The 22,042-nt window shown below is 67.7% G+C and carries 20 protein-coding genes; 5 read left to right on the top strand and 15 right to left on the bottom strand.

Annotated features, from left to right (window positions below):
• Positions 1–2: 2 nt before the first annotated feature.
• Both HNQ52_RS07130 and HNQ52_RS07125 read right to left on the bottom strand, forming a co-directional pair.
• Entirely contained in the window at positions 3–1,004 is a 1,002-nt protein-coding gene (locus tag HNQ52_RS07130) for an HNH endonuclease (protein WP_221281968.1), read from the bottom strand.
• Positions 1,005–1,083: 79 nt separating this feature from the next.
• The gene (locus HNQ52_RS07125; RefSeq protein ID WP_183960413.1) at positions 1,084–1,308 is read right to left on the bottom strand and encodes a helix-turn-helix domain-containing protein; all 225 of its coding nucleotides are present in this window, start codon (positions 1,306–1,308) and stop codon (positions 1,084–1,086) included.
• Positions 1,309–1,428: 120 nt separating this feature from the next.
• On the opposite strand from HNQ52_RS07125, the gene HNQ52_RS07120 reads away from it, so the two are divergent.
• Entirely contained in the window at positions 1,429–1,713 is a 285-nt protein-coding gene (locus HNQ52_RS07120; RefSeq protein WP_183960412.1) for a hypothetical protein, read from the top strand.
• Positions 1,714–1,794: 81 nt separating this feature from the next.
• Here HNQ52_RS07120 and HNQ52_RS07115 read toward each other — a convergent pair whose 3' ends face one another.
• From HNQ52_RS07115 to HNQ52_RS07095, 5 genes are all read right to left on the bottom strand, one after another.
• Positions 1,795–2,289 (bottom strand): hypothetical protein, encoded by a 495-nt coding sequence (locus HNQ52_RS07115; RefSeq protein ID WP_183960411.1) that lies wholly within the window; start codon positions 2,287–2,289, stop codon positions 1,795–1,797.
• 135 nt (positions 2,290–2,424) lie between these two features.
• The gene (locus tag HNQ52_RS07110) at positions 2,425–5,151 is read right to left on the bottom strand and encodes a hypothetical protein (RefSeq protein ID WP_183960410.1); all 2,727 of its coding nucleotides are present in this window, start codon (positions 5,149–5,151) and stop codon (positions 2,425–2,427) included.
• A gap of 415 nt (positions 5,152–5,566) precedes the next feature.
• Positions 5,567–5,830 carry a hypothetical protein gene (locus tag HNQ52_RS07105; RefSeq protein ID WP_183960409.1) on the bottom strand — a complete coding sequence of 88 codons (264 nt, stop codon included), beginning with the start codon at positions 5,828–5,830 and terminating at the stop codon, positions 5,567–5,569.
• Entirely contained in the window at positions 5,820–6,134 is a 315-nt protein-coding gene (locus HNQ52_RS07100; protein ID WP_183960408.1) for a hypothetical protein, read from the bottom strand. The genes HNQ52_RS07105 and HNQ52_RS07100 overlap by 11 nt, the downstream gene beginning before the upstream one ends.
• 38 nt (positions 6,135–6,172) lie before the next feature.
• A complete protein-coding gene (locus HNQ52_RS07095; RefSeq protein WP_221281967.1) occupies positions 6,173–7,195 on the bottom strand; it encodes a hypothetical protein in 1,023 nt (340 codons plus the stop codon).
• 395 nt (positions 7,196–7,590) lie between these two features.
• On the opposite strand from HNQ52_RS07095, the gene HNQ52_RS07090 reads away from it, so the two are divergent.
• Positions 7,591–8,190, top strand: a complete 600-nt coding sequence (locus HNQ52_RS07090; protein WP_183960406.1) for a hypothetical protein — start codon at positions 7,591–7,593, stop codon at positions 8,188–8,190.
• A 196-nt stretch (positions 8,191–8,386) separates the two neighbouring features.
• On the opposite strand, the gene HNQ52_RS07085 is transcribed toward HNQ52_RS07090, so the two are convergent.
• From HNQ52_RS07085 to HNQ52_RS17100, 3 genes are all read right to left on the bottom strand, one after another.
• Positions 8,387–9,172: a LamG domain-containing protein gene (locus HNQ52_RS07085; RefSeq protein ID WP_183960405.1), complete on the bottom strand. Its 786-nt coding sequence runs from the start codon at positions 9,170–9,172 to the stop codon at positions 8,387–8,389.
• Between the two features lie 164 nt (positions 9,173–9,336).
• Positions 9,337–9,816, bottom strand: coding sequence for an arginase family protein (locus HNQ52_RS07080; RefSeq protein ID WP_343059234.1), 480 nt, complete (start codon positions 9,814–9,816; stop codon positions 9,337–9,339).
• A 10-nt stretch (positions 9,817–9,826) separates the two neighbouring features.
• On the bottom strand, positions 9,827–10,771 hold the full coding sequence (locus HNQ52_RS17100; RefSeq protein ID WP_343059233.1) for a class I SAM-dependent methyltransferase: 945 nt from the start codon (positions 10,769–10,771) through the stop codon (positions 9,827–9,829).
• Positions 10,772–11,108: 337 nt separating this feature from the next.
• On the opposite strand from HNQ52_RS17100, the gene HNQ52_RS07075 reads away from it, so the two are divergent.
• On the top strand, positions 11,109–12,710 hold the full coding sequence (locus HNQ52_RS07075) for a winged helix-turn-helix domain-containing protein (protein ID WP_183960403.1): 1,602 nt from the start codon (positions 11,109–11,111) through the stop codon (positions 12,708–12,710).
• Here HNQ52_RS07075 and HNQ52_RS07070 read toward each other — a convergent pair.
• From HNQ52_RS07070 to HNQ52_RS07050, 5 genes are all read right to left on the bottom strand, one after another.
• The gene (locus HNQ52_RS07070) at positions 12,685–13,806 is read right to left on the bottom strand and encodes a serine hydrolase domain-containing protein (RefSeq protein ID WP_183960402.1); all 1,122 of its coding nucleotides are present in this window, start codon (positions 13,804–13,806) and stop codon (positions 12,685–12,687) included. The genes HNQ52_RS07075 and HNQ52_RS07070 overlap by 26 nt on opposite strands.
• A gap of 534 nt (positions 13,807–14,340) precedes the next feature.
• The gene (locus tag HNQ52_RS07065) at positions 14,341–15,711 is read right to left on the bottom strand and encodes an amidohydrolase family protein (protein ID WP_183960401.1); all 1,371 of its coding nucleotides are present in this window, start codon (positions 15,709–15,711) and stop codon (positions 14,341–14,343) included.
• A gap of 69 nt (positions 15,712–15,780) precedes the next feature.
• Positions 15,781–17,187, bottom strand: coding sequence for a sensor domain-containing diguanylate cyclase (locus tag HNQ52_RS07060; protein WP_183960400.1), 1,407 nt, complete (start codon positions 17,185–17,187; stop codon positions 15,781–15,783).
• Between the two features lie 11 nt (positions 17,188–17,198).
• Positions 17,199–18,470, bottom strand: coding sequence for a WD40 repeat domain-containing protein (locus HNQ52_RS07055; RefSeq protein WP_183960399.1), 1,272 nt, complete (start codon positions 18,468–18,470; stop codon positions 17,199–17,201).
• Between the two features lie 182 nt (positions 18,471–18,652).
• Positions 18,653–19,450, bottom strand: a complete 798-nt coding sequence (locus HNQ52_RS07050) for a DUF2306 domain-containing protein (RefSeq protein WP_183960398.1) — start codon at positions 19,448–19,450, stop codon at positions 18,653–18,655.
• A gap of 132 nt (positions 19,451–19,582) precedes the next feature.
• Here HNQ52_RS07050 and HNQ52_RS07045 point away from each other — a divergent pair, with 132 nt between their 5' ends.
• Positions 19,583–20,713 (top strand): helix-turn-helix domain-containing protein, encoded by a 1,131-nt coding sequence (locus HNQ52_RS07045; protein ID WP_183960397.1) that lies wholly within the window; start codon positions 19,583–19,585, stop codon positions 20,711–20,713.
• Positions 20,714–20,855: 142 nt separating this feature from the next.
• Positions 20,856–22,028 carry a serine hydrolase domain-containing protein gene (locus HNQ52_RS07040; protein ID WP_183960396.1) on the top strand — a complete coding sequence of 391 codons (1,173 nt, stop codon included), beginning with the start codon at positions 20,856–20,858 and terminating at the stop codon, positions 22,026–22,028.
• Positions 22,029–22,042 lie beyond the last annotated feature (14 nt).

The raw sequence follows: 22,042 nt of genomic DNA, 5'->3' as shown, positions 1-22,042 counted from the left end.
GTTTAAAGATCCGACAACCGCGCTTTAAGGAAGACGTTTGCACGGTGAAACGCCAGATAGTCGCGCTGGCCTTGGCTGAATCCACCCGCGTTCTGCAGCGTGTCGGGATCAAGGCCCATGCGTACGAGCGAAGGCTTGTGCGCCACTGGTGAGATCACCACACCACCTCGGTCCTCGAACGTCAAAAAACCTCGATCGAACAGATGGTCGGCGTCGGGCGTGAGCAGTAGCCCGTTTTCACCATCAAGGCGTTCCGTGTTGTTTGCGTCTCGCCAAGGTTTGCAATGGCTCGCCCGCAGGAACTCCGGGCGGTCCACGCCTGTGAGTCGGCAGCGCGTCTCGATCTGCATCACGCGCTGCTTAAAAAGGCCTTGCCCTCGGCGCGCCTGCACTACGGCTTTGCGAGTCGTCTCCGTTAGCGTCTGATCGTCCTTGACCCGGTTGAGTTCTTGCTCTTCCCATTCAACCAGCCCGCGCCCAGGCACGATCACACCAGTGTCCGCGACTCGGCTTTCCTGAATCACTGTGTGCGCCTGCTGTCCAATCAGATCGGCCAGGGCCATCGCGAAATCGTCTGGTAGGGCAGTGAGGTAGACGCTTTGAAGTCCTCGGCCATCGGGCCGCAATGGCGCATACCGGTGGGGAAGCAGCGGGCCCAGGCGATCCATGTAGTCGGACGGCCTGATCGCATGGGCGAACTCGCGGAACTCCACATCCACGCGCCAACCGATCACGCCCCAGCTCGCCCCGCGTGGGCCAAACTCGATGGGCTTCGGTGCCTCGTAGCCGTGGGATGCGATGATGCCAATGGCTTTGATGCGTGACTCGGCAAACGAGAACACGATGTCGCCCGGCGCAACTTCTCGCATGAATTCGTAAAACGGGTTGGTGCGATCGTTGGACTTACGCTTGGGCGACCACAGGTAGCCACCGGACACTTCATGCCGGTACGTCTGGTTCTGGTTAACCCACCAGTAGCGCATCCGCGATTTCTGTTCGGCCAATTCGATATTTCTGACTCTATCGATCGGCGCCCGATCGCGCTAGCGGCGACGCGTCATTCCACCGCAATTTCGCGGGCGACTACGCGCGGCGTTCGACTTCGGCCACGAGCTGGGCGGCGGTGACATCCAGTGCGGCCGCAAGCCGCAGAATCACGCTCAACGTTGGATTCTTCAGCCCGCGCTCCAACTGACTGACATACGTCCAGTGGATCGATGCCTGAAAGCTCAGCTCTTGCTGCGACAGTCCGCTGCGCAGCCGAGCCTCCTTGAGTACTTCGCCGAATTGTTGGGCAGTCGGGTCCACCCATCGATCGTCGGCCGGCGTAGACTATAGTTCCACAGACTATTGTCTTTATCGAGCCTGCCCATGGAAAGGGTGTTCGCTTGGCTTCGCAGATGGACTCTGCGCGTTGCGATCCTTGCGATGTTTATTGGCTCCGCCCACGCATGGTTGATCCGCGCACCGGACGACCCGCGGCTGAGCGCACGGCAGCAAGTCTCGGCACGTCTGCTGCCTCCGTACGCGGCGTACCTGCTGCTCCTGGATGCGTACCACGCGCTCACGTATCCGCCGGCGGTGCGCGAGGCACAGCGGTACTGCGAGGAGTCGCTGCAGGCGCAGGGTTACGCGGAGTGGACGCGCATGGTCGTGTGCGAGTGCCATGCGCTGGAGGGTAAATCGCTGGACGTGTGTTTCGCGCGGCATTGAGGGCGCGGAGCTGTCAGGTGCATAGCTGGGCGCGGCGGCGCTTTCGGCACGAGGCATGCGTAGCTCCTGCCGCCTCGTCTCTCATCGACGGCGAATCACCTCCACCCCTGCCAACAGCATCAGGAGCAACAGAATGGCTTGGCCGATACCGGAGGTTGTTGGAACGGTTGCGGGTAGCCTCCCGTTGCTGGTGACAACCAGCATTCCCTCCTCGATCACCGAGCAGCTCGGTTCCGGCGGTGGAGCAAGAATCCCGCATACCACCACTTGGGTGTCGTAAATCCCCGCAGGCAGCAAACCGACCTGCACCGCTACCGGACTGACGTAGTTGTCGGGATTTGTCTCATCACAGGCCACGTCGCTGCTCTCTATCGTGGCCGTGATCATCCGCTGCTGATGATCGACAAAAACCTGGACCGGGGAATCGAAACAGCCGACGAAGTCAACACGAAAGCTCACGATGTCACTTTCGGTCGCAGGCTGCGGGACGAAGGAAAAAGACAGGTCCGCGCCGGCGCGAGATTCACCGCCAGTGCAGAAAAAGAAGACCAACGGAATTGCAATGTACTTCTTCATCTTTCGGCAGCCTTTGGCAAAGAGAACACGCCTGCATCGCGGTCTACTGACATGCGGTCGACACCATCCGGGCAGCCGCGCTACTGCCTGGCGATCGACTTGAGTACAGACATTCCCGGCCCGCCTCGCGATCGGTCAGTGCGATGCGCCGGCTTGGTACGCCACTTCGTCTGCGAACATCGCCTTCCCGCCCTGCACGGTGCACCCCATGCTCGACAGCGCAACGTCGGGGAACAGGATCGTGCCGGGATCGGGCGCCGCGGCTACCGCGATGGGGTTCGTCAGCGCGCCCACATCCATCGGCCCGGCATCGCTCGGCGGCTGCAGGTCCGCGCCGTTGATCTGGTAGTACGGCAGCGGGCGCGCGCTGCCGACGAAGCCGCGTTTGCTCCACAGCGGGTCCGAGACGAACGGTGCCTGCGCCGTCACCTGTTCCTTCGCCGACTGCCGCACCTGCCCGACGATGCTGCGGTTGCGGATCTCCGCATTGCTGAGGTTGTGCACGATCGAGCGGCTACGCGTCGCCTTCTGCGTGTCGTCGAGCAAGGTGGCGAGGCGGACGAAGGCGCCCGTGCCGAGGCTGCCGTGCGGATGCTCCAAGTGTTCGAACACCAGCTGCGTGCCGATGCACAGGCGCGTGGTGACGATGGCGCGTTGCGCGCCGCCGCCTTCGACGATGCAGCCCGGCGGCGTGGCCCCGTGTGCGGCCCACGCGCCGTTGCAGGCGGCGTAGTCGCTGTTGTTCCAGTGCGTGAGGTAGGTGGGTTCGCGCAGGTCGAAGGCGCCGACGGCGATGGCATCGCTTTCGAGCCCGAGCGGGCCGCGGTAGACCACCTGGATGGCGAGGTCGGTGGCGTTGACGGGAATCGGCTGGCTGCCGAAATCGAACACCAGGTCCTGCCCGGCGCCGTTCAGCGCCGCGGCGTTCGACGCCACGGGTTTGGACACGGAGAGTTCCTGGAACGGCGTGCGCGTGCCCGCCGTGCCGCAACCGGCGGGTTCGGTGATCGCACCGTCGAACGCGATACGGCGTTCGCCCGAGAGGTCCGGCCTGTAGCACGGGTTGCGGTGGTAGCGCGCGACGGCGACGAGCGTCGGATCGCCCTGCAGCGGCGCGGCCGATGCGGTGGTGGACATCACGTCGCGCCGGATCGGCAGGTTGGCGCCGGATTCGATGACCACGTCGGTGGCATTGCGCACGCGCAGACGCAGCCTGGTGAAGCCGAACACCTTGCTGTCGTCGCTGCGGATCGGATAGCCCTTCGGGTTCACTGTGTGCGGCGTGCCGTGGTCGATGACGGAGAACAGCCCGTCGAGCGGCGGCGTGATCTCGAGCTTGCCGCGGAAGAAGTAGTCGATGAGCCCGGCGGAGTAGGCGATGGCGCGGGGGATCAGGACGTCGGCGTGGATCGAATACTCGTCGAGAGACAGCACTCCGGACTTGAGTGAGGTCTCGTTTGTCTGGAAGTCCTCCCACATGCTGACGGTTCCGAGGGGAAGACGGCCGCCAAAGGCCGCTAGGGCGATGTCGTTGTATGAGCCCTTCAATGGATCGACCAGCACGCCGGTGACGTGTCGTTCAATCAACGTGCCGAACCCTGTGACGGTCCCGACGTCAAGCGTCTTCACACTGAGATCGGGACTGTCCATGTTCGATGGTGGGAGGGAATAGTTTTCGCTGAGAAAGGTTCCCTCGGAATAGAACGACCTGTTCGCAAGATCAGCGAGTCCGCGCCGCTTCTTGAGCGAAGACGGCGTGACTTCCTGTTCCACCTGCCGCGTCGAGAAGTAGTACTGTGGTTCGGAGAAACGTGGGATCGGATAGTTCGCGCCAACGGCGATCGGCGTAGCGGCAGCCGATCCATTCTCGAACGCGGACCGGAATTCGGCTGCTTCGTCCACGGCCTCCGCCGAGATTTCACCACCCGCTCCGCCGCCCGTGGCTCGATAGTTGGTCCACACCTCATATGTTCTGCGCGCCGTAGTCGTGCCTATCGGATAGAAGTAATCAGAGGGGTTGTGCCTGTCGTTGCGGACATGTTGCGGCTGGGCGGCATCCTGGACGAGATGCATCACGTGCCCGAGCGACGCGATCGTTGTGGCCCAACACAGTCGTCGCTCCGCAGCGTTACGCGCACCAAAGTTGGTGGCATCGAATGCGCCTGCGTTTCGTGTCAGCGCGCACCACAGCGCGTGCGTGGCGTCAGCCCACGTGAAGTGATTTCGTCGGCTCAGGTTGAACGTTGTATTCGCATCAGTAACGTTGCTCTTACCGAAGGCCCAGTCAGGGCTGCGGACACACTCTCCGGTGCTCCCCGGAAGCAGTGGGCAGGCAACCTCCGGCTCAAGGGGAATGTCGTGCACTGGATCATAGAAATGATGATAGACACGCATCACGTCCCCATGGGGGTCAGCATCTGGGCGAACATGATTGCTGTAAGAGTCCGGTGTTAGATCATCCTCCCGAATCGCACCGCGCATCAGCCAAGCCTTGAGCCGGAACTGTTCGAGGTAGTCACGACGGTAGTCGCCGGTGGCGTCGGAAATCATGTTCAGCCGGTCGTATTCGGTTGGCGGGCGCCGCATGTCCGCCGGAAAATCGCCGAACCAATTGAGGTGGGCGAAGTCAAGGTATGCATTTGGATTTGCACCGTACGCGGCGCCGGGCGGGACTTGGAAGGGTCTTTCGCCAGGCGCTTCGACACCGAAGCGGGCAAGGCCCAGCGCGACGCGAAGCTCAGGCTGAGCCAATACCGATCGATCGAACGCTTTCGAAGTGACAAGCGCGTGGGTATCGACTTCGTAGGCGACAGCTGATGCAAGAGGTGCCAGTGCGAGCAGGGTTGCTGAGATTCGACGCATTCGGCAAGTTCCTTCTGCCAGTAGATTGAGGGGATCATTGAGCGCGCAGCGAGTGCTCGATCAGCCACAGAGCGCGCCCTACTGCTGCCGCGAAGATCAAGGCATTCGCAAGTGCAGCCAGAAGCCATGGACGCGAGCGACGTTGGTAAAAAAGAGTCAGCGCATGGGTTAGAGCTACAACCACCACAAGCATGTGCAGTGCGTGAATCGACCAGATCCATGTCGCGCGCGAGAACCATGGCATCGCCGGCGCAATGATCCCGGTGAATACCGCGATGACCGCGTTCGTCGAGACACAGAATCCCGCTATACGTTGCTCGAATCGTGGCGATTTCAATTGAGCCTATGGACGATCGCGTTGCTGTGACGAGAGGTGGGGAGACGTACGCGGCGAGCGCGCGTCGACGAAAGAGATCTAGAAGAGGGAAAATACGACCAGCGCTTCCACCAGCGCCAGAGACAGAACAGGCGCAACAATGGCTCGAGGATCTTCGTAACGCACGGCGACAACCAGACCGGTCAGCACGGTCACGGCGCTGAACATTGCCCACAACAGCGGGATGCGTCTGTCGTACGCAAGGTTTCCAGTCGAAGGAGTCATGGCAGTTGCCGCCAGAAATAGTATCTGCATCGCCAGAAGAAGCGGCGCAGCATTCCGGGCGCGCGGCTTAGTGTCCATACCGTATGCCCCCCAAGGCTTGAATCGTGAGAACCAGAAGAATCGGAAGCAGAGGAATGGCGGCCGAGATGAGCGGAAGGACCAACCGACCACGTTGTTTGTATCTCGCTGCGCGAATGCAGAGCGAAAGACTGATCAACGACACCAGAAAGAAGACGATCAGCGCCGTCCGAAAATGCCGATTTGAATTCAGAACGATGAGGAATGATGCGAACTCGCAGATCAGTGCAAATGCAGCGATCTTGTGCATGCGCGAAACGACGCAGCTCGGGCCAGCCGGGCTGCCGTTGTCGATCTGACTCATTAACTGACTCCCGCGTTCGAATGTGCTGTCACATCCATTTACATCGCTCCGATACGCCAGACACCGTCTGTCCCGCGGCTCCATTGCACGCGGAACGCATTCGAGGTTCCGGGCACCCCCGGATTGGGTCGAGCGAGCAGCAATTCGGCCTCACCCCGCGAGAAACGCGCATCGATAATCGTTCCGAGCTCCCCGGCGACAGTCGGCAGCTGCGGCTTGATCGCCGTCCAGAACGGTTCGAAGCGTTCCTGCATGTCGATCGTCAGGGTGTTCAACGCGCCGTCGACGTTTTGTGCGGCGAGCCGCGTGCGCATGGTTCCAAACGCGCTGCACAGCGTGTAGCGCGTCTGCTGCGGATGCACCGCGAGGAACCACGTGGCGAGGGGCACCTGGAGGGGTGCGGTGTTGGGGTTGGTGTCGTCGAGAGTGGCGGTGCCGGTGATCTTCGTGAGGCCGGGCTGCAGGTAGGTGGCCTTGAGGGCGTTTGCATTGGTGGTGTCGACGTCGATGCTGCCGTTGCCGTCGGTATCGAGGCGGATGCGGGTGAGGGCGAGGGGTTCGCCGGGTTGGAGCGCGATGTCGAAGGCGATGGCCGTGGGCGCCATGGCCGAAACGGTGCGTGGGAGCACGCGGGCGCGGGGTGCGAGCGCGGGGTCGTAGGTGATGTGGTGGACGATCGATGGGCCGGGCCCGTCGATGCCGTGCAGCTGCACGGTGATGGCGTTGGCGCCGGGTTCGAGCGCGATCGGAGGCGTGACGAATTCGGTGTTCGAGTGCGCGACCACGCGGTCGCCGGCGACGATGCCGGTGTTGGGTGGGCCGGTGAAGCTGCCCCTGAGCACGATGCGGTCGAGGCCCGTGGCGGCGTTGTCCGGCGGGTCGGCGATGCTGAGCGTGAGTGGCGTTGCGTCGCCGGGCAGGGTGTAGGCGGGAAGGATGTTCGCGGGCTCGAAGCCATCGGCGAGCATGTTGTCGGTGACGCCGCAGACCTCGTCGGCGCGCGCCGCGGACGACGCGGCCACCATCGCGAACACAAGAACACCCACGCATCCGTTGCGCATACGCACCACTCCTGTCGGCGGATCGGAAAACGCGACGAGTTGCTCGTCGCTGTTCATCCGCCGTACGGGCGGTGCGGTGGGTGGGCGCAGCGTCGTCGGTGCGTGGCGACGAACGGATACTTTTGCGGTGCGAGTGGCGACGGCGCGGCGCGGCAGGCAGGTGAGTCGGGTACTGCGGTTGCGTGAGCGACCGCCGTGCCAATGTGCCGGCTGTCCCACTACCCGGCCAGCGTCGACGTTCCGCGCTGCCCCGCCCCGGAACCGAATCCGGCGCCGGACGGCGCGTCACGCGTCTAGACTGCAGGCCTCGCGCCCACACGCGCTCCCTGCCCGACCCGACCGTGGCGAAGCGACCGACACCTCCGCGCCCGTTCCACAGCGAAGCGCGCACGTCCGTGCGCCCGCCCGCGATACGCGCGGCGTGGCAGCGGATCGACGTCTTCGAGCTGGCCACCGGCGTCTTCGTGCTCGTCGCCTCGCTGCTGCCGGCGAGTCCGTGGTTCGGGCACGCGAACGGCATCGTCGCCACCACGCTGGTCTTCGAGTTCGGCATGGCGTGGCTGGCGATGTTCGCGCACGGCGCGTCGTTCGCGTCGACGCGCGCGGCGCGTTTCGCGCTGCTCGGTGTGGGCGCGGCGATGGTGGCCGTGGCGGGGATCCACCATGCGGTGCAGCTGGAACGGACGGCGCTGATCCTGCCGGGCGTGTGGATCGTCGCGATGCGGCTGCGCGCACCGCGCGGCGTCCGCGCGTTCGACGCCCTGCATTGCCGGTGCGTGGCCTTCGAGGCCATGACCGCGTGGCTCACCCTGATCGGCGTGTTCGTGGTGTACGTGCTCGTGCACGCGCTCTCGGGCGGCACCGGCCCGGCCCGGATGCAGCAGGACGGCCGCTTCGCGATCGTGTGGGGTGGGTTCTACGCCGCGCTGGCCGTGCTGATGCCGGTGGCGCGGCGCCTGGCGCTCCGGTGGCGGGTGCCGCCGCAGGCGCCGTGAGGCGCGCGCGGAACGGTGTCGGGCCGCTCGTCAGCGCAGCGGCAGCATCAACGGCATGCCGTGGATGGGTGACGCGTGGACGCCGTAAGTTTGAAAGCCGTGTTCCAGATAACAGGCCTTCGCCGACGCAGGGTGCCGTTCCTCGCCGTCGCTGCCGCAACCGTTCGGCTCCAGCCGCCCGGCATCCGCCTCGCGACTAGCCCGCGTCGCCGTCGCCCGCGCCTTCGAGCCCGTCGGCAAAGATGGTGCCGTCGCTGTCGAAGGCCGTGATGTCGACGCTGTCGAGCGAGAAATCGTTCCAAGGCGAATCGATCAGGCCGCGCGCGTAGTTTCCGAACCACAGCGCATCCGGCATCGGCACGTCCGGGTCGCGGGCCGACACGAACACGCGCGTGCCGTCGACCCAGACTTCGGTCCGCGCCGCGAGCCAGCACACCTCGACATCGTGCGACAGCTCGGCGCCACTGCTGTCCTGAAAGGCGATCGTGCGCGGCGCGTCGATTGCCGTCGCTACCGAGACGAGGTATCCGACGCTGGAGTCCTGGCATGCGGCGAAGAAGGTCGTCGACGGGTTGTCGCCGCCGTCGATCGGCAGCCCGCGGCTGCCGACGAGGCTGCATGCGCCGTGGACGGCCACGCGTTCGAAGGTGGCGGTCCATCGCACCGAGAACCCGCCGGACGCCGGGATCAGCGGGGTGGCCGCGGTGACGAACGGAAAGCTCGTGGTGTCGCCGGCGGCGACACGGGCAAGGCCGCCGGCGACGCTGACGCTGCCGGCGTTCGCATCGACCGTCCAGACGGCAGGATCGAGTTGCGTGCCGTCGAAATCGTCACGCAGCACGCGCGTCGGGGACCGCGCGCCGGAACACTGCGTCGCGACGGGTTGGGCGCCTTTCGACGGCAAAGCGGCCCGGGCTTCGAGCGGCAGCAGGAAGACCGCGCCGAGGCAGGACGACAGCAGGATGCGGTACAGGGGAGACATCGGCGTTATCCGATCGGGGGACAACACGGGGCACGGAAAACCGTGGCCGGTTTTGCCATCGCGCAATGTGCGGCGTTCGGATCTCGTCCCTCGGGGCCCCAGCGATTCGCAGGCGCAGGAGGTGGGGCAGTCCCTGCACCAACGGTGCGCAAAGCGGCCGCGCGTCAGCCCCGCATCGCCGCTTCGCAGATCCGCGCGATCACTTCGCTGCCGTGGCGTGCGCCCTCTTCGTCGGCCGGGGCGAATTCGGTCAGCGTGAGGCCCACGAGGTCGGCGTCGCGCGCAATGCGTTCGACCAACGCAATTGCATCCGGGATCCGCAGCCGGCCGTCGGTGTAGGCCAGATGCGGAAACTCCTGCGGATCGAGCACGTCGAGATCGAAATGGATGTGCACCGGCCCGTCGAAGGTGGACTGCGGATCGAGCACCTGCAGCCCGAGCTCGCGCTGCAGCGCCCAGTCCCCCACGTCGCCGACGCGGATGCCGAAGTAGCGGAAGCGTGACGGGTCGAGCGGCATGCCCAGCAACGGCCGGAGCGGTTCCGGCGCGCGACCCAGGATGGCGCTCACCGGCATGCCGTGGAAGTTGCCGCTGGGCGAGGCCTCCGGCGTGTTGGCATCGAGATGCGCATCGACCCGGATCACGCGCAGGCCATCATCGCCGGCCCACCGCGCAGAGGGTAACGTTCGGAATTCGGACGCTGCCATCCGCGGTGACGTACTGCCGAAGCGCGGCCGCGAGTCTGCGCCGATACTCTGCGAGCTGCCCGGGCGATCTGTCGGACAGCAATGCGGCAAACACCGGCGACACATCCATGAGGTACCGGGTGCAGTCGTCGGTGGACGCAAACGCCAGGGTCAGCGTCATCGCTTCCACGCGGACTTCCGAGAACCCGGCATGAAGCAGTTCCTGCTCCAGCGAACGTTCGGGCGGCGTCGGCTCCTGCGCGCAGCCCGACGGCGCATCGAACATCCCGCAGGCGACGGACATCGCATGGCGCGCCAGCGGACGGGCGTCCGGCCCTGCTTGCCAGACAGCGGTGGCGAACGATCCACCGGGTGTCAGCATGCGTCGTATCGCGACCAACGTGTTCGAGGGATTGGAGAGATCCGTCGGACCCCATCGCCATAAGACGGCGTCGAAGCTGCCCTCGTGGAAATCCAGTCGCGCTGCATCTGCTTCGACGAACGCCACGTTCGTCAGACCCGACGCAAGGGCTCTCTTCCGGGCGATATCGAGCATCCCGGTCGAGATGTCCGTCGCGACGACGCGCCCCGCAGGACCGACAAGGCGTGCTGCCACCAGGGCGGGCTCGCCGATGCCGGTCGCGATGTCGAGCACGCGCTGACCCGGTTCGATCTCCGCCAATTCGATCATGCGATCGCTGACGGAGCCGGCCCCGCTCTCGATGGTCGGCCACCATTTCTGCCATCCCGCAGCAACGCTGTCCCACGCCAGACGTTGTGCGTCGGCTCGATCGCTCACGGGTTCATCCCTTTCCTTCCACCATCGGCACTCGGCGACACCGAAGTGACGGGCGAGCGCCGGTTGGCGGCAATCGATGATCGCGGTGATGGTATCAGCAGCGAAAAGCGGCACTGCGTTCGCGAATCCACGGTGACCCTCGGCACCCTCGTAGGGCCGACGTTGTCTCCTGGGTGCCTGCTCGGAGATCCACGACGCCGTGACGGAACATGTGCGACGAGAGTTGCTCCCCGCCTCTGCCGCCATTCCACGATACCTTTGCCGCTCCGCCGCAACATCGGCGGTATCGCCGAGCACAAGCTTCGGCGCAGGAACGATCGTCGGCGGTGCCTCTTCCGACTGCGCTCGTTCCCCATCTTGCCTCGATCAGGACCCGGCGACCCCTACCGATCGGCCTTGCGCGGGCCACGCGCGCTGCGCACACTCGCGCGATGTTTCGCCGAGTCGTCGCATGTCGAGCACCACGCCCAGCCGGTTTCGTCTCGACGATCTGATCATCGATCTCGAGCGGCAGCGCGTGACGCGCGCGGATGCGGTGCTCGATGTGTCGGGTCTGAGTTTCCGTCTGCTCGCCTGCCTGCTGCGGCGGGGCGTGGAGGTGGTGCCGTTCGACACGCTGATTGCGCAGGTGTGGGCACCGGCCGTGGTCAACGAGGAAACCGTGACGCAGCGCGTGAAGCTGTTGCGCCAGGCGCTGGGCGATGACGGGCGGCAGCCGCGGTACGTGCGTTCGGTGCGTGGTCGCGGGTACCAGTTGTGCGCGATGCCCGAGGCGCTCGCGGACGCGGACGCGGAGGCAGCGGGCGACGCGACGGCGCCGCCGCGGCGCGCGCGGGCGTGGTTGGCCGTGCCGGTGGTGCTCGTGCTCATCCTCGCCGCGGCGTCTGCGATGCGCGGCCGCGATCCGACGACGCCACCGCCGACGCCGCGCGACGAGACGCTGGAACGCGCGCGGCATTATTTCGCGATGGGCCAGCGCGACAACAACGAACGCGCCGTGGCGCTGTACGAACAGGCCCTTCAGGTGCAGCCGTCGCGCGAGGCGCGGCTGGGCCTGAGTGTCGCGTTGAGCGCGCGCGTGTGCCTGTACGACTTTCCGTGGGAACAGGCCGACCGCGCCCGGCAACTCGCCGAGTCGCTGATCGCGGAGGACGGCAGCGATGCAGCCGCGCATTCCGCGCGCGGCTATGCCCTCGATTGCCTGGGACGCATCGACGATGCCATCGCGAGCTACACGCGCGCGATCGCGCTCGATCCCGCCGGGCGGGAGGACAGCGTCGCCTCCCTGGCCTATCTGCTCGGCGTGAAGGGCCAGCTGGCCGAGGCCTTGCGCCTGAATCTCTCGGTGCTCGATCACCGCTCGCGGCTGCGCCATCTCGACAACCAGATCGCACGCGATCTGGAGCTGCTCGGCTTCGACGTCGAGGCCGAGCAGTGGTACGCGCGCAGCTTTCGCCTGCAGCCCGACAATGTGTTCGCCAACGTCGCGTGGCCGACGTTCCTGTTCCGGCAGGGCCGCTACAGCGAGGCCGAACGCGCCGCCGACGAGGCGCTCGCGCGGCCGCACCATCCCGAGTTGCAGGTGCTGCTCGGGCAATTGGCGCTGCTGCGCGGGGATCGCGCGCGTGCCGCGGATTTCTTCGCGCAGGCCGAGCAGGCGCGGCCGCATCTGGGGCGGTTGCGCACCTTGCGCCTGCTGCACGGCGAGCAACCCGCGACGCCGGCACGGATCGCGGCGCGCATCGCCGAGCTCGACGCGCCGACGACGCCGGAGAACCAGTGGCCCGAGACGTTCCTGGAGCTGGGCTGGCTCGAATGCGCGCGCGGCGACACCGCCGCCGCGCGCGTCGCGATCGACCGCGCGATCGACGCGGGCATGCTCGATCGCGCGTCGCTGCTCGCCTCGCCGCTGTTCGCCTGCGTGCGCGAGGTGCCGGGCTTCGCCGCCGCGCTCGACCGCATCGCCGCGCGCGTCGGCGAGGAACGCGCGCGGGTGCTGGCCGCGCCGTGGCTGCCGGCGGATCTGCTCACGGTGACGCCGTCAGCGCCTTGATCAGATACTCGCGCAGGATCGTCTGCGATTGCGGATGCGCGTAGCCCTGGTTGTAGGCCTCGCTGGTGATGACGGCCACGAGGTTCTGCTCGGGCACGATCAGCACGTAGTTGCCGCCGTTGCCGGCCATCGCCCAGGCCCACTGTCGGGGCTTGCCCTCGGTGGTGCCCAAGCGCCAGAAGAGATAACCGTACTCGGTGTTCTCACGCGGCACGGCGCGCGGCGTGAGCGCGGCGTCGATGTAGCGCTCAGAGATGACCTGCCTGCCCTGCCAGCGGCCGCGCGCGCGCACCATCTCGGCGAGCTTGAGCAGGTCGCGCGAGCGGTAGCGCGTGCCGCCGCCGCCCATGGTCACGCCGCCCGAGGCGACGTTCCAGCGCACCTTCGTGATGCCGAGCGGCGCTTCCAGCACCTCGTGCGCGAATGCCGACAGCGACTTGCCCGTGGCGCGTTCGACCACGGCGCCGAGCACCAGCGTGCCCGCGGTGCAGTAGGAAAAACTGCGCCCGTACGGCGCATCCGCCGGCAAGGTGTCCCACGGCGCGTAGCCGCGCATCGGCAGGTCGAGCGCGAACTGCAGCCAGTCCTCGGCCACGTACATGCGTTCCTCGTTGCCCGAGGAGAACTGGTTGTCGTCGTTGCATTCCCACGGTGCGCTCATGGTCAGCAGGTCCTCGAGCGTGAAGGCGAGCTTGCGTGCGTCCGGGTGCGCCCAGCGACGGTCCTCGAAGAAGCCGAAGACCCTGGCATCGACGCCGGAGATCAGGCCGCGATCGATGGCGGCGCCGACCAGCAGCGAGGTGACGCTCTTGCTCGCCGAGCGCACATCGTTCAGGCGCTCGCGCTCGCCGCCGTTGAAATACGCCTCGTGGACGAGCTTGCCGTCGCGGGCGACGAGGACGCTGGTGATCTTCTTGAACGTCTGGTCCTCGATGCGCGCGGACAGCGCGGCGAGCCGGGCCGCGTCCACGCCCACCTCGGCCGGCGCGGCGACGGTCCAGCCGTCGTCGAGCGCCTCGGGCCGATCGGTGGGCGCGGCCGCGAGGGCGTCGGCGGCGGCGAGGAGGACCAGCAGGCTGGGGAGGAAACGTCGCATCGTCGTGGTGTCCGTCGGGGAGGGACGACCAGCTCAGCGCCGATGCGAATGAAGTGTCGGAAGTCCGGATGAAGAATTCTGAAGGTCTTGGCAATCAGGGGCTTGGCGGTGTGCGTGGGCGCCGTGCGCGAGACCTGGCGGGCGTCGGACGCGATGCCGTGGTGTCGTCGGTCGAACCGACTTGCACGCCTATCGGCTCACTACCGGGATAGTAGGGCGCTGTACGGTTCGCGGAACAGGTCGGGGATGAGGCCTCGCTTGCGTTTCGGCATCTCCTCCACCGGCCTGAGGTGGGCGCCGACGAGTCTCGCGATGCAACGCGGCGGCGTGTGCACGTTGCACGGACCGCTCCCATCCGTCGTCGTCGTGCGGCGACCGGCGCGTTCGCTTGGTACGCGGCAGCAAACCGGGCAACGTCACTGGGTCCCGGTGTTCGCCGGGACGACGGACGGTTGATCGTGTTCCCGGAGGCCTGGGGCGCTTGCCACACGCAGCGCGTCGATGCCATCGGAGCCTGGGCGCATCGACGACAACTCAGTGCCAGCCCACCTTGCCCTTCGCCGCGGCGCGCAGTTTCGCGGGGTCGTAGCCGGCGCCGTCCTTGAACACGATGTCGATCCACTGCAACGCACGGATGTCCTTCGACGGGTCGTCGCGCGTGACGATCAGGTCGGCGCGGTAGCCGGGGGCGATGCGGCCGGTGCGGTCGCCGATGCCGAGCAGCGCCGCACCGTTCGAGGTGGCCATGCGGATCACTTCCATCGGTGTCCAGCCGTCTTCGACCAGCAGTTCGAGCGCGCGATGGTCCGCGTAGCCGGCGACGAGTCCGAAATCCATGGCGTCCGCGCCGATGCCGAGGCGGCCGCCAGCCTCGACGAAGGCACGTTCGAGCTTGCGCAGTTCGCGCAGGCCGGCCTCGTCCGGGAGCCACGGTGGCATCGCCTTGGTCGTGGCATCAAAGGCTTCGCGCGCCTGCGGTGCGAGCATCGACAGGGCCTCGTCGCCGAGCGGGCGGCCGATGGCAGCGGGCGTGGCCACGAGCACCACGTCTTCGTCGACGAGCGTGCGGATCAGCGCGCGCACCCTGGGGTCGTCCGGCTGCGCGACGAAGCCGGCGACGTTCGGCGCGAAGCCCAGATCCTTCGCGCACGACAGGAAGGCATGCTCGATCGAATCGATGCCGAGCCTGGCGGCCTCCGCGCAGCCGAGGTCGCGCAGGTGGCCGGTCACCTTCACGCCGTGCCGGTGCGCTTCGTCAATGACGGCCTGCGCCAGCGGCGCGTCGACCGCGTCGTAGAGTTTGAGCGAGGTGAAGCCGCGACTCGCCCAGAAGGCCGCCGCGGCGCGTCCTTCGTCCGGCGAGGCGAGAACGGTGTCGCCGAGGAAGTCACCGGCCGCGCCGTTGAAATACGGGCCGGTGAGGTGCATCGACGGGCCGGGCGCGAGACCGGCGTCGATGCGGCGCTTGAGGTTGCGGTCCACCTCCGGATGCTCGGCGCCACCGGTGCGCAGCGTGGTGACGCCGGCGGCAAGATAGAGCTTCGGATAGCTGACCGGCTGCGCGTGCCAGACCGCGCGGCCGGAGAAATACATCATGTGTTCGTGCAGCATCACGAGCCCCGGCATCACCGTGCGCCCGTCGAGCGCGACGACGTGCGCGCCGTCCGGTGCCTGCAGCTCCGCGCCGACGGCGGCGATCACGCCGTTCTCGATCAGGATCGACACGCCGTCCGCCGGTGCCTTGCCTGTGCCGTCGATGACGCGCGCATGGGTGAGCAGCACCTTCGGCGCGTCGACGGTGAGGAATTCTGCGCGCCATGGCGCTACGTCCTGCGCCGCGGCGGTGGATCCGAAGACGAGTGCGGCCGCAGCGAACGCAGTGCGGGCGAATCGATGGAGGTACATGCATGCACTCGCTGGCGGATTCATGGAACAACGGAGAAACGCGGCAGCGTAGGCCACGGGTCGTCAGCCTCACACCACCCGATCGCGCCCCGCCTGCTTGGCCCGGTAGAGCGCCTCGTCGGCGCGGGCGAACCAGCCGTCGAAGGGCTCGCCGGGGTGCTGGATGGCGATGCCGACGCTCGCCGTCAGGTGCACGCCTTCGCCGATGCGCACGTCGCGCAGCGCCACGATGGCTGCCTGCATGCGCGCCTTGGCCATGTCGGAATCGCAGCCCGGCAACAGCATCATGAATTCGTCGCCGCCGAAGCGCGCGACCACGTCGCCGGCGCGTGCATGCGCGCGCAGCGTTTCCACCAGCGCCACCAGCGCCTGGTCGCCGAGGCGGTGGCCGTGGCTGTCGTTGATCGCCTTGAAATGGTCGAGGTCGACGACGGCGAGTGCATGCGTCGATGCCCCGCCCGCCTGTTCCGCCAACTGCACCTTCTCGAGCAGGTAGTCGCGCGTGGCGGCACCGGTGAGCGGATCGAACATCAGGCGCTGGCGCAGCTGGCGATTGGCCGCTTCGAGCAGGGGAATGGCCAGACCGAAATACGCCGTCGTCGCGATGATGGCGATCGCCAGCTGGTAGATGTAGACGAACTGGCCCAGTTCCAGCAGCCAGAGCAACACCACCACGAGGAAGCTGATCACCGCCAGGCTGACCGTGGTGGCCATCGGCGATTCGGTGTACGTGAGCCACAGCTGCGGAATCAGCACGAAGAAGATCAGGAACGCGCTTTCGTAGCTCTGGCCGCGATCGGCGACCAGCATCACCAGGATCACCAGCACCACGTTGAAGAGCAGCTTGTAGCCGAACGGGCTGCGCAGGCGCTCGCGATGCAGGAAGGCGTGCGCGTCCGCCCACAGGTCGCTGCGCCGGAGCAGGCGCAGGAGCACCGCGCCGAACAGCGGACCGAGCACCACCAGCGCAACGAAGTCGCCGATCCAGAACACCAGCGCGGTCGCCACCGGCCCCTCCGGGCCGAGCTGATCGAAGGCCGCCAGCGTCGCGATCGCACCGATGGTGGCCAGTGCCGACGACAGCGTGGCAATGACCAGGAAGGCGATGATCTGGTTCGGCAGGCGATGGCCGAGCCGGCGTGCGATGCGCCGGAGCACGAAGGCCCCGAGACCGTAGCAGCCGATGTGGGCGACCGCGTTTGCCAGCCCGAAGCCGACCACGTTGGCCCAGTCCATGTCGATCCGGTAGATCGACAGCGACCACAGCGTGCCGCCGAAGGAGGCCAGCACCAGATACGGGATCACGCGCGGACCCAGCACCGCGATGCTGGCGAAGGTGAGCGCGGCGGGCGGATACCAGAGACTGGCGTGGGTGGCGAATTCGCCGAGATGACCAAGACCCCAGACGCCGACCCACGCGATGGCGAGGGCCAGGCCCCTGAGCCAGCGCGGCCAGCGTGCCGCGGTTGCGGTCATCGATGCTTCGGTCACGCACCGGCCCAGTAGTAGACGCGGCCATCGTCGCTGGCACCGACGATGGCGCGGCCGTTGGCGGCGATGGCCATCGGCCAGTTCATCTTCGGCGTCGGATAGCTCCACAGCAGGCTGTTGGCGATATTGTCGAACAGGTAGAAGTTGCCGGCGCTTTCCGTCGTCTCGTGGCCGGGATCGGGTTTGCCGTCGGTGGCGGTGACGAGGGTCGCGGCGCGATCGAGGCTGACGCCCGGGTTCACGGCGAACCGGGTCGGCGTGCACCAGCGTTGCACCGGCACCGGCGGGGTCGCCTGCGCGTCGCAGGTGAGACTGATGACCGCGCCCTGCGGTGCGCCCGGATCCGGATCGGCCACCAGGTTGACGCCGTAGGCAAGGCTGACGGTGCCGGACGCGGAGCCGGCGATGTCGAACGCATAGGCGATGTTCGCCGCCACGGGACATCGGTGGCGCCACACCGGCAGGCGCGTCGCGCCGGCGAGGAAACACACGCAGCTCGCGTCGTGCAGCGCACCGCCCCAGGCGGAGCCGTCCGCGGTGACTGCCACGCGCATGACGCCGGAGTCGAAGTCCGTCGTCGTGATGTCCTCGAAGCCGCCGACCGGGGAGATCGACGCGGACACGACTGCACCGACCGTGGCGGTCGCGGTCGAGCCGGCCGTCGCGCTGGCGGTTGCGCTCGTCGTCGCGCTCTGCACGTAGTGGATGCTGCCGGCCACGGCGCGCGTGCCGTCGCCGCTGAGCATCGCGCTTTCGATGGTGTGGTGTGCGGCCACGCTGTAGGTGTCGACCTGCGCGAACACCGGCGTGGAACCGCGCCGATAGAGCGCAATGGTGTCCAGGTAGCAGGCAAGCAAGGTGTTGCCGTCGTCGCTCAGGCTGACCTGGTTCACGCGCGCGGGCAGTGCGGTGTTTTCGTACAGGGACGCACCCGTGCCGCCGTCGAAGGCGACGAGGAAGCCGCTCGATCCGTCGGCGAGTTCGCCACCGGCCGCCACGGTGGTTCCGTCGGCGCTGATGGCGACCCAGAACACGCCCTGGTAGGCCTGCGGTGTGCCGACCGGCTGCCGCCAACGCTGGTTGCCGTCGGCATCGAAACACACCACGGCGAACTGTCCCTGGCCGAACTCCTGGCTGGTGCCGGCGACGACACGCGCGCCGTCCGCGCTGATGGCGCAGGAGTTGACCTGTTCGGTCAGCGACAGCGCGTGCTGCCAGGCGGGCTTGGATGGAATGGACTGCGGCAAGGCCTGCTCCCGGGGCGCCATGGACACTGTTCGCGAGAATAGCAGTGGAGCCGCGGGCGGACCGCCGGCTCGGCCGGCGGAAACGCCCGGGACCAGGTTCCCGTTGTCGCGGTCGACGCATCGACTGCGACAACGGCCTGCGCACGCGTCCGCGACCATGCCGGGCGAGGACGCGGGAGCCCGAGCACCAGCGCGCGCCGTGCTCAGAAATGCGGCAGCCACATGAAGGCGAATGCCGCCGCCGTGCCGAGCGCCGTCAGCACGGCGCAGAGCCCCAGCAGCAGCGCCACCGCACGCTGGGCCACGGGCGTGGCGCGTTCGGCGCGAAAATACAGTTCGGCCACCACCAGCGGAACTAGGTAGCAACCGAAGACCCAGAACAGGTCGAACGGCCCGTCGAGGCGCGGCGTGTTGCCGCGCGGTCCCTGGTTCAGCAGCACCCAGGCCATCAGCCCGAGCCGCAGCGTCCAGACGCCGCTGACCAGCAGGAACGCGCGAATGGCCCAGCGCCGGTGTTCGGCGAAGCGGCGCTGTCGCGCCCGTCGCCAGGCCAGGGTCACGGCCAGCCCGATCAGCGCGCCGTTGAAGCTGATCGCGATGGCCGACACGTCTCCGAGCCGCGAGCCGCGCAGCCAGGTCATGTAGAGCCCGCTCGCCACGGCCACCAGCGACAGTGTCATGAACACCCGGCCCGCAAGCCGGTGCCAGCGCGGATGGCTGCGGCGCAGCGCCGGCACCAGTTGCAGCACGCCCAGCAGGTTCAGCACCGCCGCGGCTGCCACGTGGCCGAGCAGCGACGCATTGCCCAGCGTGTCGCCCGCGACATGCCCGGTGATGAGCGAGGTGCGATTCACCGCGGCGCCGTCGCCCAGCAGCAGCGGCCACGCCAGCACCCACACGATGTACGCCGCGAACAGCCACTGGCCGGCCGCGGCCGCGACGAACCAGGCGCGGGCGGCCCACGGCAACAGGCGGGACACAACGGGAGGATCGACGTGCATGGCAGGGTCTCCGGACAGGGACACCCACGGTGCTGCGCCGGCGCGTGGCATGTCCTGCCGATTTCCGAATCCGGACAGCGCCCGTGACTTCCGGACGAGGCGCCCCTGCGTCGAAGCGCCCACCATGGCCCGATGTTCCACGTCACCGGAGCGTCGGCCGTGGTCGACTGGATTCCCGCCCTGCAGGCCACCGCGCTGTGCCTGTCCGTGCTCTGGCTGCTGCTGGCGCTGTCGGCTCGCCCGCGATCGGCGCTGGCGATCGTGTGGGCGGTGTTCTGCGGTTCGATCGCGATGATGATGGCGCGCGGACTGGTGGGCCCCGATGCGGGCCTGTGGTACGCGCTGCTGGGTGCGGGCGCCTGCGCGACCTGCAACGGCTTCTGGCTGGTGTCGCGCGCGCTGTTCCGCCAGGGACCGCCGTTCGCCGCGCGGCATCTGGCCTACGCGGGCACGGTGGCGGCGCTGATCGTCGTGGTGCAGCAGCGCGCCGCCCTGCCGCCCGTGGTGGCGGTGACGGCGGCCGAGTCGCTCGGTCTGCTCAGTTCGGTCGCGCTGGTGCTGGCGTTCCGGGAAGGGCTGCGTGGCTGGCACCGCCATCGGGGCACGGAGCGCGCGATGCGTGTCGCGTTCCTGACCACGTACGGCGGCTGCGTGGCGTTGTGCCTGGTGGCGCCGGTGCTGCTCGACGCCGCCGGCACGGGCAACGTGCACGCGGTCTGCGCGGCGGCCGCGGCGGCCACCATCCTGCTGGTGACGCAAGGGCTGGTGACGTGGCGGCTGCGGCATCCGCTTGCGCCGGCCCCGGACGCCACCGCGCCGGACGCCGCGCCGCTCGCGCCCGCCGCGGCATCGCCGCTCGACACCGCGAGCCGGGCCGAAGACATCGCGCTCGCCGCGCTGCTCGAGCAGCACATGCGCAGCCAACGCCCCTACCTGCACGCCGAACTCACGCTGAGCCACCTCGCGCATGCGCTGCAGGTGGGCGAGTACCGCATCAGCCGCGCCATCCGCGGCCCGCTGGGTTGCCGCAACGTCAGCCAGTACGTCAACGCCTACCGCCTGGACCACGCCCGCACACTGCTGCTCGATCCCGCCCGCGACCCGTGGTCCACGCTGGTGGTGGGCATGGAAAGCGGGTTCGGTTCGCTCGGCGCATTCCAGCGCGCGTTCAAGGCGGCGAACGGCTGCACGCCGGGCGAGTTCCGCGCCGCGCGACGGCAGCCGGGGTCGGACGCCGTCGCGACGGCAGAGCTGATGCGGTGATGCCGCACCCTTCGGCGACAGGCTGATCGGCGACAGGCTGACGCCAGGCACGGCATCGGCGTGCCGGCTGACTTCCGACCTATTGTTGCGAACGCGGCCGGCGCCTACGGTGCATGGCATTCAGCCATGGAGTCGATGCCGCATGTTGTCCCGTCGTTCGTTGCTGGTGTCGACCTCGGCCGCATTGGCCTCCACCGCGTTCGCGCGCCCTGCGATCGCAGCCGCCGCGCCGCCGGCGCCGTGGGGAGAGCGCGGCGCGCTGCTCGATCGCCTCGTGGACGAGGCCGTGCAGTCGCAACGGGTGCCGGGCGTCGCCCTCGTGGTGTGGGAGGGTGGCCGCGCGGTGTACGGGCGCTGGGCCGGAACGGCCAATCTGGAAACCGGAACCGCGGTCGATGCCGGCAGCGTGTTCCGGGTCGGATCGATCTCCAAGCAGGTGACGGCGGTCCTGCTGCTGCAACTCGCGGCGCAGGGCCGGCTCGCGCTGTCCGATGCCGCGTCGGACCACCTGCCGTTCCTCAAGCGCCACGCACCGTTCAGCCTGCTCGAACTGCTGCAGCACACCGCGGGCGTGCACGACGGCGAGTACGATCTGTCCGGCCTCGGCGCGTCGCACGTCGAGCAGGCGCGACGCATCGCGCAGCAGCAGCCGTTCTTCGACTTCGATCCGGGAACGGCCTGGCTGTACAGCAACGCCAACTACCTGCTGGCGGGCGCCGTCATCGAACAGGTGGCGGGCAAGCCGCTGGCGGCGCTTGCGGCCGAGACGCTCTTCGCGCCGCTGCAACTCGGGCACACCGCGTTCGACGCACCCATGCAGATCGTGCCCGGACGCGTGTCCGGCTACACGCCCACCGGCGTGGCGACCGCGCCGTTCGACAACGCCGACTACTTCGACGTGCGCCTGGCCGGCGCGGCCGGCGCGCTGCGCTCGACGGCCGACGATCTGTGCCGCTGGCTCGAGGCGGTGTTCGGCGAAGGCGGATTGCCCGCCGAGTTCGCGCGCCGGATGGTGGAACCCGGGCGCCTGCGCAACGGCGAGCCCGCGAGCACGCGGCGCTTTTCCGAGGCCGACCGCGCGATGGGCGACACGCAGTACGGCCTCGGACTCATGCTCGACCGCGCCACGCGCGACCAGTCGCTGATTGTGCAGCACCACGGCGGCATCAACGGATTCGCCGCCTTTGCCGCGCGGCACGTCCCGTCCGGCCTTAGCTACGCCTGCCTGTGCAATGCAGACACCTATCCCGGACTGCCGTTGCGCGATGTCCGCCGGACGATCTTCCGCGACATTCTGCCGATCGCGACCGGATAAGCCGCGAGTCGGCA

Source organism: Chiayiivirga flava (assembly GCF_014202825.1).
GTDB lineage: Bacteria > Pseudomonadota > Gammaproteobacteria > Xanthomonadales > Xanthomonadaceae > Chiayiivirga > Chiayiivirga flava.
The sequence above is the reverse complement of the archived record's forward strand: the minus strand, read 5'-3'. Positions and strand labels throughout refer to the sequence as shown.